General features: G+C 70.9%; 12 protein-coding genes. 4 read left to right on the forward strand and 8 right to left on the reverse strand.

The window, feature by feature from the left end:
* Nucleotide 1: 1 nt before the first annotated feature.
* Nucleotides 2-526, reverse strand: a complete 525-nt coding sequence (purE, locus tag KUM49_RS42760) for a 5-(carboxyamino)imidazole ribonucleotide mutase (RefSeq protein ID WP_217242340.1) — start codon at nt 524-526, stop codon at nt 2-4.
* Nucleotides 523-1674, reverse strand: a complete 1152-nt coding sequence (locus KUM49_RS42765; protein WP_217242341.1) for a 5-(carboxyamino)imidazole ribonucleotide synthase — start codon at nt 1672-1674, stop codon at nt 523-525. Before KUM49_RS42765 ends, purE begins: the two co-directional genes overlap by 4 nt.
* 152 nt (nt 1675-1826) lie before the next feature.
* Here KUM49_RS42765 and KUM49_RS42770 point away from each other — a divergent pair, with 152 nt between their 5' ends.
* The gene (locus tag KUM49_RS42770; RefSeq protein WP_217242342.1) at nt 1827-2369 is read left to right on the forward strand and encodes a GtrA family protein; all 543 of its coding nucleotides are present in this window, start codon (nt 1827-1829) and stop codon (nt 2367-2369) included.
* Nucleotides 2370-2422: 53 nt separating this feature from the next.
* Here the strand turns inward: KUM49_RS42770 and KUM49_RS42775 are convergent, their stop codons facing one another.
* Both KUM49_RS42775 and KUM49_RS42780 read right to left on the reverse strand, forming a co-directional pair.
* Nucleotides 2423-3697: an ATP-binding protein gene (locus KUM49_RS42775; RefSeq protein ID WP_217242343.1), complete on the reverse strand. Its 1275-nt coding sequence runs from the start codon at nt 3695-3697 to the stop codon at nt 2423-2425.
* Nucleotides 3698-3737: 40 nt separating this feature from the next.
* Entirely contained in the window at nt 3738-4415 is a 678-nt protein-coding gene (locus KUM49_RS42780) for a response regulator transcription factor (protein WP_217242344.1), read from the reverse strand.
* Nucleotides 4416-4724: 309 nt separating this feature from the next.
* On the opposite strand from KUM49_RS42780, the gene KUM49_RS42785 reads away from it, so the two are divergent.
* The gene (locus KUM49_RS42785; RefSeq protein ID WP_217242345.1) at nt 4725-6221 is read left to right on the forward strand and encodes an oligopeptide:H+ symporter; all 1497 of its coding nucleotides are present in this window, start codon (nt 4725-4727) and stop codon (nt 6219-6221) included.
* Between the two features lie 328 nt (nt 6222-6549).
* Here the strand turns inward: KUM49_RS42785 and KUM49_RS42790 are convergent, their stop codons facing one another.
* The 4 genes from KUM49_RS42790 to KUM49_RS42805 all read right to left on the reverse strand — a co-directional run bounded on the left by KUM49_RS42790 (nt 6550) and on the right by KUM49_RS42805 (nt 9941).
* On the reverse strand, nt 6550-7632 hold the full coding sequence (locus tag KUM49_RS42790; RefSeq protein ID WP_217242524.1) for a hypothetical protein: 1083 nt from the start codon (nt 7630-7632) through the stop codon (nt 6550-6552).
* Nucleotides 7633-7836: 204 nt separating this feature from the next.
* On the reverse strand, nt 7837-8544 hold the full coding sequence (locus KUM49_RS42795) for an LPXTG cell wall anchor domain-containing protein (protein ID WP_217242346.1): 708 nt from the start codon (nt 8542-8544) through the stop codon (nt 7837-7839).
* Nucleotides 8545-8793: 249 nt separating this feature from the next.
* A complete protein-coding gene (locus KUM49_RS42800; RefSeq protein ID WP_217242347.1) occupies nt 8794-9336 on the reverse strand; it encodes an ATP-binding protein in 543 nt (180 codons plus the stop codon).
* A 218-nt stretch (nt 9337-9554) separates the two neighbouring features.
* Nucleotides 9555-9941, reverse strand: coding sequence for an STAS domain-containing protein (locus KUM49_RS42805; protein WP_217242348.1), 387 nt, complete (start codon nt 9939-9941; stop codon nt 9555-9557).
* Between the two features lie 238 nt (nt 9942-10179).
* Between KUM49_RS42805 and KUM49_RS42810 the strand changes: the two genes are divergently transcribed.
* The gene (locus KUM49_RS42810; RefSeq protein ID WP_217242349.1) at nt 10180-11085 is read left to right on the forward strand and encodes an RNA polymerase sigma factor SigF; all 906 of its coding nucleotides are present in this window, start codon (nt 10180-10182) and stop codon (nt 11083-11085) included.
* 275 nt (nt 11086-11360) lie between these two features.
* A complete protein-coding gene (locus tag KUM49_RS42815; RefSeq protein ID WP_217242350.1) occupies nt 11361-12911 on the forward strand; it encodes an RICIN domain-containing protein in 1551 nt (516 codons plus the stop codon).
* The last annotated feature ends 41 nt before the right edge of the window (nt 12912-12952 follow it).

A 12952-nucleotide genomic window follows, 5' to 3' on the forward strand; every position in this document is an offset into this window, starting at 1 on the left:
GTCACTTCCCGAAGCCGAAGCCGTTGCCCGCTCCGTCGACCTTGGCGCGCAGCCGCTTGCCCTTCTCGGTGGCCTGGTCGTTCAGCTCCTGCTGGAACTCCCGCATCCGGCCGAGGAGTTCCTCGTCGTGCGTGGCGAGGATGCGGGCGGCGAGCAGTCCGGCGTTGCGGGCACCGGCGACGGAGACGGTCGCGACGGGCACACCGGCCGGCATCTGCACGATCGACAGCAGCGAGTCCATGCCGTCGAGGTACTTCAGCGGCACGGGCACGCCGATCACCGGCAGCGGGGTGACCGAGGCGAGCATGCCCGGGAGGTGTGCGGCGCCCCCGGCGCCCGCGATGATCACCTTCAGGCCGCGCTCGGCGGCCTGCTCGCCGTACGCGACCATCTCGCGCGGCATGCGGTGCGCGGAGACGACGTCGACCTCGTACGCGATCTCGAACTCGTCGAGGGCCTGGGCGGCGGCCTCCATGACGGGCCAGTCGGAGTCCGAACCCATCACGATGCCAACAACGGGGCTCATTCGGTGATCGTGCCTCTCAGGTAGCCGGCAGCGTGACGGGCGCGCTCCAGCACGTCGTCGAGGTCGTCGCCGTAGGTGTTGACGTGGCCGACCTTGCGGCCGGGCTTCACGTCCTTGCCGTACATGTGGATCTTGAGCTGGGGGTCGCGGGCCATGCAGTGCAGGTACGCGGAGTACATGTCCGGGTAGTCGCCGCCGAGGACGTTGACCATGACCGTCCATTCGGCGCGCGGGCGCGGGTCACCGAGAGGGAGGTCCAGCACGGCCCGGACGTGGTTGGCGAACTGGGACGTGATCGCGCCGTCCATCGACCAGTGACCGGAGTTGTGCGGGCGCATCGCGAGCTCGTTGACGAGGACGCCGGAAGACCCGTCGTCATTGCGGGTCTCGAACAGCTCGACGGCGAGGTGGCCGACGACGTCCAGCTCCTTGGCGATCCGCAGCGCCATCTCCTCGGCGCGCAGGGCCAGCGCCCGGTCGAGGCCGGGGGCGGGCGCGATCACGGTGTCGCAGACGCCGTTCACCTGCTGGGACTCGACGACCGGGTAGGCGACGGCCTGGCCGTGCGGCGACCGTACGACGTTCGCGGCGAGCTCCCGGACGAAGTCGACCTTCTCCTCGGCGAGGACGGGAACGCCCGCGCGGAACGGGTCCTCGGCCTCCGCCGCGTTGTCGACGACCCACACGCCCTTGCCGTCGTAGCCGCCGCGGACGGTCTTGAGGACGACCGGGAAGCCGTCGCCCTCCTGAGCGAAGGCCACCACGTCCTGCGGGTCGCTCACGATCCGGTGCCGTGGGCACGGCACCCCGATCGCGTCGAGCTTCGCCCGCATCACGCCCTTGTCCTGGGCGTGCACGAGCGCGTCGGGGCCCGGGCGGACGGGGATGCCGTCCGCCTCCAGGGCTCTGAGGTGCTCGGTGGGGACGTGTTCGTGATCGAAGGTGATCACGTCACAGCCCCGCGCGAAGTCACGCAGCGTGTCGAGGTCGCGGTAGTCGCCGATGACGACATCGCTCACCACCTGCGCCGCGGAATCCTGAGGGGTGTCACTGAGGAGCTTGAACCTGATGCCGAGCGGGATGCCTGCTTCGTGCGTCATACGAGCGAGCTGACCCCCGCCGACCATGCCGACTACCGGGAACGTCACGTCCCTAGGGTATCGGCCACGCGAGGGTGGCCGATTTCACCTCCCGCGAGCCGGTCCTTTGCCCGGCTGTGGGCTCATCCACAGGCGATCACGAAGGGGGGTGGATAGCATGGCTGGGTTGACGAATCCAACGGACGGGGGCCTGAACAGCCATGGAACGTGGTTCCTCAGGGTCTCGAACGGCCACACCTCGCTCCCCGGCGCGGCAGCGCGTCGACCGGCTTGTGCGGGAGGCCGCCAAGTTCGGTGCGGTCGGCGGGGCCGGTGTGCTGGTCAACCTCCTCGTGTTCAACCTGATGCGGCACACGACCGACCTCCAGGTCGTGCGGGCCAGTGTCATAGCCACGGTCGTGGCGATCGCCTTCAACTACGTCGGGTTCCGGTACTTCACCTACCGTGACCGCGACAAGTCCGGCCGGACCAGGGAACTCACCCGGTTCCTGCTGTTCAGCATGGCCGGCCTGGTCATCGAGAACGGCGTGCTCTACGCGGCGACCTACGGCTTCGGCTGGGACAGCCCGCTGCAGAGCAACATCTTCAAGTTCGTCGGCATCGGCATAGCCACGCTCTTCCGTTTCTGGGCGTACCGCAGCTGGGTGTTCCGCGCACTTCCGGCCGAGGAAGCGGTGGCCGACGCGGAGTCGATCGTGGCCACCGAGGCGAAGAAGCCGCGCTCCGGGCAGCACGTGCCGTAGACCCGTTACAGCTGCGGACAGCCGGGCAGTACAGCCGGGCAGGGGGACGCGTCCTAGCGGACCGTCGGCTCGTCCTCCTGCGCCGTCGTCTTCTTCAGCGGCGTACGCGACAGGAACAGTGCGAACACCGGCGGCAGCGTCTGGAGCATCTCCAGACGGCCCCCGTCGGCCTCCGCGAGGTCCCGGGCGACCGCGAGGCCGATGCCCGTGGAGTTGCGGCCGCTGATCGCGCGCTCGAAGATGCGGGCGCCCAGGTCGGCGGGGACGCCCGGCCCCTCGTCGGTGACCTCGATGACGGCCTGGTTGCCGGTGACGCGGGTACGCAGCGCGACCGTGCCGCCGCCGTGCATGAGGGAGTTCTCGATCAGCGCGGCCAGCACCTGCGCGACCGCCCCCGGCGTGCCGACCGCCGTCAGGTGCCGCTTGCCGGAGCTGACGATCGCCCGGCCCACACCGCGGTAGGCGGGCCGCCACTCGGCGAGCTGCTGCTGGATGACCTCGTCGAGGTCGAAGGTGACGGCGGAGCCGGTGCGCGGGTCGCGGGAGTTCGTCAGCAGCCGCTCGACCACGTCCGTGAGGCGTTCCACCTGCGTGAGCGCGACGTTGGCCTCCTCCTTCACCGTGTCCGGGTCGTCGGTGAGGGTGATCTCCTCCAGGCGCATGGACAGCGCGGTCAGCGGCGTACGCAGCTGGTGGGAGGCGTCGGCGGCGAGCCGGCGTTCCGCGGTCAGCATGCGGGCGATGCGCTCGGCGGAGGAGTCCAGGACGTCGGCGACCCGGTCCAGCTCGGGGACGCCGTACCGCTTGTGCCGGGGCCGCGGGTCGCCCGAGCCGAGGCGTTCGGCGGTCTCCGCGAGGTCGGTGAGCGGGGAGGAGAGCTTGTTGGCCTGCCGGATCGCGAGCAGCACCGCGGCGATCACCGCGAGCAGCGCCACCAGCCCGATGATCAGCAGCGTCCGGCCGACCTCACGGGTCACCGACGAGCGCGGCTCCTGGACGACGACGGTCTCGCCCTCCTCGCCCGTGGCCTCGCCCCGGATCACGTCACCGGTGGGCTTGGTGCCGACCTCGATGACCGGCTCCCCCGGGATCCGGATCACGGCGTACCGGTCCGCGGTGACCTGGTCCTTGAGGACCGCCGCGTTGACGTTGCCGGCTCCGAGCAGGCGGCTGTCCACGATGCTGGCCAGCCGTGCCGCCTCCAGCTCCACCCGCTCCTGGGCGCTGTTGCTGATGGTGCGGGTCTCGACGATGACGAGCGACACCCCGAAAACCGCGATGACCACGAGCACGACGGCGAGGGTGGACTGGATCAGGCGACGGCGCATGTTCTCTTACCTGTCGGACGCCCGCCGGGCGGGCGGGAGCTCAACTCTTCTCGAAGCGGAAGCCCACGCCACGCACCGTCGCGATGTACCGGGGGTTCGCCGCGTCGTCCCCGAGCTTCTTGCGCAGCCAGGAGATGTGCATGTCGAGCGTCTTGGTCGACGACCACCAGGTCGTGTCCCAGACCTCCCGCATCAGCTGGTCGCGCGTGACGACCCGCCCCGCGTCCCGCACCAGGACCCGCAGCAGGTCGAACTCCTTCGCCGTGAGCTGGAGCTCGTCGTCCCCCATCCACGCCCGGTGCGACTCCACGTCGATGCGCACGCCGTGCGTGGCGGGCGGCTGCGCGGGCTCCGAGGCACCGCGCCGCAGCAGCGCCCGGACGCGGGCGAGCAGTTCGGCGAGCCGGAAGGGCTTGGTGACGTAGTCGTCGGCGCCCGCGTCGAGACCGACGACGGTGTCCACCTCGTCGGCGCGCGCGGTCAGGATGAGGATCGGGACGGCGAGGCCCTCGGCGCGCAGCCGCCGGGCCACTTCCAGGCCGTCCATACCGGGCAGACCGAGGTCCAGCACGACCAGGTCGATGCCGCCCTGGATGCCGGCGTCGAGCGCGGTGGGGCCGTCCTCGCGCACCTCGACCTCATAGCCTTCCCTGCGCAGTGCGCGGGCCAGCGGCTCCGAGATGGACGCGTCGTCCTCGGCCAGCAGTACACGGGTCATGAGGTGATGGTAGACCGCCCGTGACCACAGCTGGGGTGTGATCGGCGGTGAGTGATTCTTACCTTTGGGCGTATCGGCACGAACCTCTGTGTGTGGGGGAGCAACTGCACAAGGACCTTGGAAAAGGTGTGTACGGTTCCCCGGTCACCTGTGATCCCTGTCTCAAGTCCTTCCATTTCCGGCTCTGTCCTGCCGTATGGTGAATGGACGCCTGTAGCACTGCGGGGACCTTTGGCGAGGATTTGACGCTGAAGGTCTCTTTTGTGTGTGCCCCCACCCCAGGCGCGTCCCGACCAGCAAGGAACGACCATGGCGTCCAGCCTGACGAAGGACTCGGTGACTCCGGGCACCCCCGGTTCCGACACGACCTTCTTCGGCCACCCCCGCGGACTGGCCACTCTCTTCATGACCGAGATGTGGGAGCGCTTCTCCTACTACGGCATGAGGGCACTCCTCCCGCTGTACCTCGTCGCTCCGGGCGGCCTGCACCTCAACGCCGCGACGGCGACCGCGATCTACTCCGTGTACGTGTCGCTGGTGTACCTGCTCGCCATGCCGGGCGGCTGGTTCGGCGACCGCGTCTGGGGTCCGCGCAGAACCGTCGCCGTCGCCGGCGCGGTCATCATGCTCGGCCACCTCACGCTGGCCCTGCCGTCCTCCGGGACCTTCTACGCCGGCCTCGGTCTGGTGGCCATCGGCTCGGGTCTGCTGAAGGCCAACATCTCCACGATGGTCGGCCACCTGTACTCCGGCCCGGACGACCCGCGCCGCGACGGCGGCTTCACCGTCTTCTACATGGGCATCAACCTCGGTGCCTTCGCGGCACCGCTGGTCATCGGCACCATCGGTGAGAACGTCAACTGGCACTTCGGCTTCGCGCTCGCCGCACTCGGCATGGCGCTGGGGCTCGCCCAGTTCCTGATCGGCAGCCGCCACCTCGCCGAGCGCTCCAGCGTCGTCCCGACGCCGCTGTCGGCAGCGGAGAAGGCCGCCACCCTCCGCAAGGCCGCGATCTGGGCCGGCATCGCCGTCGTCTTCTACGGGATCGTCGGCTTCACCGGCCACTACACGCTGAACTGGCTCCTGGTCCCGCTGACCCTGCTCGGCGTGATCATCCCGGTGATGGTCCTCACCCGCATCAAGCGCGACAAGGACCTGGACAGCACCGAGCAGCGGTCGATGTCCGCGTACATCTGGTTCTTCGTGGCCGCGGCCGTTTTCTGGATGATCTACGACCAGGGCGGCTCGACCCTGTCGATCTTCGCCGACTCCTCCGCCGAGAACTCCGTCCTCGGCTGGGACTTCCCGGTCTCCTGGTACCAGTCGGTCAACCCGGTCCTGATCATGGCGCTGGCCCCGGTCTTCGCCTGGTTCTGGCTCGCGCTGAACCGGCGCGGCAAGGAGCCCAGCACGATCGTGAAGTTCTCCTCGGGCCTGGTCCTGGTCGGCGCGTCCTTCTTCCTCTTCCTGGCCCCGCTGTCGATCGCCGAGGGCGGTCACAAGGCGGCCGCGATGTGGCTGGTGGCGATCTACTTCGTCCAGACCGTCGGCGAGCTCCTGCTCTCCCCGGTGGGCCTGTCCGTCACCACGAAGATGGCTCCCGCCAAGTACGCCTCCCAGATGATGGGCGTCTGGTTCCTCGCCGTCACCGCGGGCGACGCCACGACCGGCCTCCTGTCCATCGCCGGCGTCGACCTCAACAAGACCGGCGTCGTGGCCCTGGAGGCCGCCCTCGCCGTGATCGCCGGTGTGGCGGTCTGGATGTACCGCAACAAGGTCAAGGACCTCATGGGCAGCGTCCGCTGAGGTCCGCGGACCGGATGTGACCGACGGAGGGCCACCGCACCACGGGGTGCGGTGGCCCTCCGCTGCCGCGTCGGCCTGCCCGGCAGGAACGTGGACACCGCGCCGCCCAGCAGGACGGCCGCACCGGCGAGGCGACCGGTCCCAGGGCCTTGAGGGCCCCGTCGTCCGCGGCGCCGGTCTCTGCCAGGGCCGCCGTTCGTCGACGATCCGCCGCCCGCCGTGCCCGACGCCGCGAAGCCGCCGGACACGCCGCTTGGCGGGCCCTCCACGCGCACCGTGCTCTTGTCGGCGCCGCCCAGGCCACCGTCGGCGGCTCCCCTTCACCTGCTCAGTCGGGTCCCTTCCTGGTGGGAGTCGCTGGACGCGTCGGGCTGTCGTGGTGCGGTGTGGAGAGCCGACCGGCCGTCCCCGGATCGGCGTCCGGGGTGAACCACGGCAGGGTCGAAGCGGAGGGGGGCGGCTGGGCCCGGGAGGACTTCGGCCCCGGCAGCCCCGGCAGGCGCAAGGAGAGTTCGGCCATCGGCAGCCCACGGCGACCGCCGCGCGTGCCGCTCGGGCGCCGCGGCCGTACCCGGTCCACCACCGCCATGCCGGCGCGGAACACCGCGGCCGGCACGACCAGGAAGACCAGGACCCAGAACAGGGTCACGCCCGAGGGCCGCCCCACGCCCCAGGGCTGTTCGGCGAGGACCTTCCCGCCGTACTTCAGCGACACCGTGTAGTCGCCGTGCGCGCCGCCCGGGAGCTCGACGGGCAGTTCGATCCGCGCCTTCTTCCCCGGCCGGATCGTGCCGCGCCACTGCTGTTCCTCCCAGTGCGGGGCGAACACGCCGTGGGAGGTGCCGACGTGGAAGACGGGGTTCTTGACGGCGGAGGTGCCGGCATTGCCGACGGTGAGGACGAGGGTGCGCGCGGGCGGCGCCCCGAACCAGGTCAGCAGCCCGCTCGCTCCGTCGAGCCGGGTGTCGGTGAGGACCGACAGACGTCCGCCCGAGGGCTCGGCGGGCAGCGGTTCGACCGCGTGCCCGGCAACCTGGAAGACCGCGTCGGCCGCCGCCTTCGCCCCCTCCACCGTCGCCACGTGGACCACGCACGGACACGGCACCGGTGGTTCGGCGACCGGCAGCTCCCGGCGGAAACGCCCCTCGGCGTCGGTGGTCACGGCCCTGCCGTCCGCGTTGGCGCAGGAGTCGGTGCCGCCGACCACACCCCGCGAGGGCACGGACTGCCCACAGATCAGGATCATCAGCAGCGCCCGCGCCCGCCAGCCGTCCCCGCTGACGGTGACCGAACCCCCGGTCCCCGCCTGCGACTCGGACAGCTCCACGCTCGGCCGGTCGGCCGGCGTCGCGGTCCCCGCGAAGGGCAGCAGGACCAGCGCGAGCGCCACCACCAGCGCCGGAATCCGCATCGTGCCGCTCACGTCATGGCTCCCGTCATCTCGACGTCCGTACGCGGATCGACGCCCGTACGCGGAGGTTCGGCCACCTCGCCGCCACGGTGCCCAGGTCGTCGTGCGACGAGGAGGAGGCCCCCCAGAGCCGCCGGCGCACCCCCGGCGTCCAGGGCGGGGGGCCGGGCGGTCGCGGGCCCCCAGTCGTACGGCGTCGATCCGTCAGCGGCGTGCCGCCTGGTTCCTCCGGGTCAGCCACAGCGTGCCCGCCGCGCCCGCGAGCAGTACCGTGCCGCCGAGGGTGCCGAGGGCGATCGCGGAGTCCTCGGGGCCGGTCTGCGGGAGGCCGCCGCCGGAGCCGGCACCGGAGTCGCCGCCCGAGTCGGAGCCGCTCTGGGGAGCGCCCCCGCCGGCCGCCGTGACGTCCAGGCTCAGCGACGGCCCGGGGCTGTTCGTCGGTGTGCAGGTCGTCGTCGTACCCAGCGCCTTGATGGTCAGCACGCCCGCGGTCAAGGTGACCTTGCCGGTCTTCTTCGGCGTGTACGTGCCCGACAGGTCGTTGATCTTGATGGGGGTGTTGGCGGGGAGCGCGGCCTGGTTGGCGGGGCCGGTCACCGTGAGGGTCCCGCTGTCGGCGCCGCCGAGCTTGATGGTGGCGCTGGGATTCATCGCGCCCTTGCCCAGTTCGACGGGGCTGGAGGAGACGCCCTTCTGCCACGACATCGTCACCTTGTAGCCGCTGCCGCTCTTGACGGCCTCGATGTCGATGGGCGAGACGGCGCTCTTGTCGCCGATCGGCGTCTTGCACTGGTAGCTGACGTCGACGACCTCGGCGTGGGCCGCGGGGGCGGCCATCAGCACCGCCGAGCCGGCCAGGGCCGCGGCGGAAGCGAGGGCGGCGGTTCGTTTCTGGTACGTCCGGTTCGACACGGTGCCCACTGTCCCCTCATTCCTGACGGCACATCAGATCGGCCGTCAAGGTACGCCCGGGGTCGTGGAGAGGGAAGACAAAGTGCGCACCGGATCTGCCGCGCGGGTTACGCGGTTGCGCGCACCTCGGCCCGCGCGCGAGTACGCGGTTGCGCTCAGACCGGCCGGACGCGCGTGTTACGCGGGTGCGCCCAACTCGGCCCGGCGCGCCAATTACGCCGGTGCGCCCAGCTCCGCCCGGCGCGCCAATTACGCCGGTGCGCCCAGCTCCGCCCAGACCTTCTTGCCCGAGGCGCCGGGGGTGCGGACGACCCCCCAGTCCAGGCACAGCCGCTGCACGATGAACATGCCGTGCCCGCCGGGGCGTCCGGCGCGGTGCGGGGTGCGCGGGGCCGGCTGGCCCGTGCCCTTGTCGGAGACCTCTATCCGGATCACCTTGTTGTCGCAGGTGATCCACATCTCGTCCGGGCCCTCGGCGTGCAGGCAGGCGTTGGTGACCAGCTCGGAGACGACGAGCAGCACGTCCTCGGCGGCGGCCCGCTGGTCGGCGGTCGCGGCGGGCAGCCAGCCCCACGCGTACAGCGCCTGGCGGGTGAAGTCCCGGGCGAGCGGCACGACACCACTCTGGCCGTCGAAGTCCAGTCTGCGGACCTGACGCCCGCGCCCCTCCGACGACACGGCAGCGCCCCCGTCGGGCGCGCCGGTCGTGGGCGCGCCCCCCTCGGACGCCCCGGAAGCGCCGCTGGGCTCCGGGCGGCGGTCGCCCGGCGGGTAAGGCCGGGTGGTGCTCATCAGCGCTTCACCTCACCGATTCACCAGTTCACGATTCAAAATCCTGCCCAGTCCGTTTCTGCGCAGCCGGTCACCGAACACTCGGTACGGGAGTCTCCTGCCCGACCGGACCGGCAGAACACCCCTGTATTCGGCACGAAAGCCGTGGCGCCTGAAAAACGCCGGTCACAGGGGGGCGAGGGGGGCACGGTCTCCATGGTCAGGCTGGACCCGCCGGCTCAGCCGGTCTCGCCCGGCTCGTCGGCCAGGGCGGCTTCGACAGTGTCATGGATGGTGAACACAGCTTCGGCCCCCGTGATCTCGAAAACCCGCGCGACCACGGGCAGCATCCCGGCCAGATGCACGCCACCCCCGGCCGCCTCCGCCTTCAGTCGTGCGCCCAGCAGCACGTTCAGCCCCGTGGAGTCACAGAACTCCAGGCGTGAGCAGTCGACCACGAGTCGACTGAATCCCTTGTCGAGGCAGTCCTCAAGTGGCTCGCGCAACAAATCGGCGGTGTGGTGATCCAACTCACCCGCCGGGGTCACGACGGCACTGGAGCCCGTTTCGCGAACCTCGACCAGAAGCCGGCCCGACTGTGCGCTGCCGACTGTCCCGCGGTCCATGCCGTCTTCTCTCCCGACATCCGTGGCTGCTGACTGACGCCCCCGAACACTACGCCTTCTCCACATTCTCCGACACCCGAACAATCACCACAAACGGACACAACCGCACATAACGCACTTGCGGTGTCCTCGGGGAACCGGGTAGGGCTAGTAGAGACACGTACTCGACACGGCCGGCTTTGGAGGCGCCGCACACCGCAGTGCACGAACTGGCTTCGGCAGCCATATGCCGAGAACGATGGAGGACATCATGTCACCCCGGCTCGACGCATCGCATACCCAGCAGGCGACGTCGGCATCCCTCCCGGAACATCTGGATCCCATCGGGCAGGACGACCCACTCGCAGGACTCCCGGACATCCCGCCCTACGACGAGGTGGGGCCCATGGACGCACGGGCCCTCTCCAAAACCCTCTTCGCGCGCCTCGAGTCGCTGGAGGAGGGCACCCACGAGTACTCGTACGTCCGCAACACGCTCGTCGAACTCAACCTCGCCCTGGTCAAGTTCGCCGCCTCCCGTTTTCGCTCCCGCAGTGAGCCGATGGAGGACATCATCCAGGTCGGCACCATCGGCCTGATCAAGGCGATCGACCGCTTCGAACTCAGCCGTGGTGTGGAGTTCCCCACCTTCGCGATGCCAACCATCGTCGGTGAGATCAAGCGTTTCTTCCGCGACACGTCGTGGTCCGTGCGCGTACCGCGCCGGCTTCAGGAACTCCGGCTCGACCTGGCCAAGGCCGGCGACGAGCTGGCCCAGAAGCTCGACCGCGCCCCCACGGTGGGCGAACTCGCCGAGCGCCTCGGCCTGTCCAAGGACGAGGTCGTCGAGGGCATGGCGGCGTCGAACGCGTACACCGCCTCGTCGCTCGACGCCCAGCCCGAGGAGGACGACTCCGAGGGTGCCCTCGCGAACCGCATCGGTTACGAGGACCACGGGCTCGAAGGCATCGAGTACGTGGAGTCGCTGAAGCCGCTCATCGCCGAGCTCCCCTCCCGCGACCGCAAGATCCTCTCGCTGCGCTTCGTCGCGGGCCTGACCCAGTCCGAGATCGGCGACGAACTCGGCATCTCGCAGATGCACGTGTCCCGACTGCTGTCGCGGACGCTGGTGCGGCTGCGGAAGGGTCTGACGGTCGAGGAGTGACGGCGGGCGCCGCCACGCGCCGCCGACGGCGACTGAGCGACCCGGCCCGTATGGGCCGGGTTGCGGCGGTTGTGGCGGTGGCGGTGATTTGTGGCGGTAGCGGCACTCGCGGCGCTTGTGCGACGACAGCGGGGCGCGGCCGAAAGCTTGCTGTTACCCCGAGGAACCTCTTTCCTCGCGGGACCCCGTCCATCACTATGGGCACCCTTCACAGACTGGCCGGTACGTCAGGATGTCCGGGGTGGCTGGCTTCGCGGGGGCGAGGAGGCGGGTGGATGGCTGGGGCCGACGGGGTCGACGACGGCGACGCGGTCGGGGGTGGCCTGTACACAGGCGTGTCCGACGCACGCCTGACCGAACTGCTGCGCGCCGACCCGGGCACCGCGTACCTGGCCCTCCAGGAACTCCGCGCTCGCCACCGCGCCCCGGTCCTCGCCTACGCCCGCCTGTGCGCCACCGGCGAATCCGCCGCCCGCCAGCTGGCCGCGCAGGCCTTCACGCTCGCGGCCCGCGAGACGGCACGCGGCATGGACCCCGGCGTCCCGTGGCGACACCGGCTCCTGCTGCTGACCGGCAGGGTGGCCGCGTCCTGGGCCTCGGACGAACGCTCGGCCGGCCTCGACGCCGGCCTGCTCCTGGTCCTGAACACGGCAGGCGCTGACGGCCCGGTCCCACCCCTCCTCGGCCCGTTCCAGTCGCTGCCGTCGCGGGCCCAGGGGCTGATCTGGTACGGGGTGGTGGAGCGGGAGAGCCCGGTCATCACGGCCGGTTACCTGGACCTGACGCGCGAGGACGTGACGTACGGCACGGACCAGGCCCTGCAGTTGCTGGCCCGCGCCTGTCTGCGCTCCCGCCTCTCCGCCTCCGACGATCCGCGGTGCGGCGACTTCCGCCGGCTCATCGAGGAGTCCGTACGACCGGACAGCCCGCGTGAGAGTCCTGACCTGCACGCCCACATGGCGCACTGCGCCCACTGCACGACGGCGCACGAGGAACTGTCCGCCCTGCGGGACGCGCCGCGCACGGCGCTGGCGGAAGGGCTGCTGCCGTGGGCGGGGACGGCGTACGCGGCACGCGAGGCACGCGCACGAGGTGTGGAACCCCGTAAGCCGCCGTCCGGCGCCGGCGCAGGCGCCTGGCAGCCGTCCCGGCGCTTCGTGCTGACCTCGGCGGCGCTCGGCGTGGCGGTGGCACCGCTGCTGGTGTTCCTACTGACGCAGGGCGGTGGTTCGGCGCCGCAGGAGTCGACGGGCGCGGCGGTGACGACGCCGTCGAGCCCTCCTCCGGTGACGGTGACGGCGACGGTCTCGGCGACACCGTCACCATCACCCTCGGCGACGAGCAAGTCGCCGTCGCCCTCCCCGACGAGGACGGCGTCGGCAAGCCCGACACCGTCCCGGACACAGTCGCAGCCGCCGTTCCGCCCACCGGGAGGGACGTACGCCCAAGTGGTGAACCTCGCCTCGGGTCGCTGCCTGGACGTCTCCGGCCCCTTCGAGAACCGCACGGACGTCGTCACGGCCGCGTGCGACGCCTCCCCCACCCAGCGCTGGCGTGTCGACGCCGACCGCGGCGTCCTTCAGTCGTCCGCCGACCCCGACTTCTGCCTCGACAGCCGCGGCGGCGTGGACAAGGGCGTCGGCATCTGGGACTGCGCGTCCCTGGAGGGCCGCAACGGCGACAACCTCAGGTTCACGGTGGACGAGGACGGCGTGATCCGCCCGGACATCGCCATCGCGACGGCGCTCACGCCGGTGGGCGGGGGGCTGTCGTTGGAGCCGTTGACCGGGAGTGCGGGGCAGCGGTGGCGGGCGGGGGCGGGGTGACAGCCCTTGGCCGCGCAGTCGCGTGGCTCAGGAGGTCTCGC

It is taken from the genome of Streptomyces sp. AC555_RSS877 (assembly GCF_019049245.1).
Classification (GTDB): domain Bacteria; phylum Actinomycetota; class Actinomycetes; order Streptomycetales; family Streptomycetaceae; genus Streptomyces.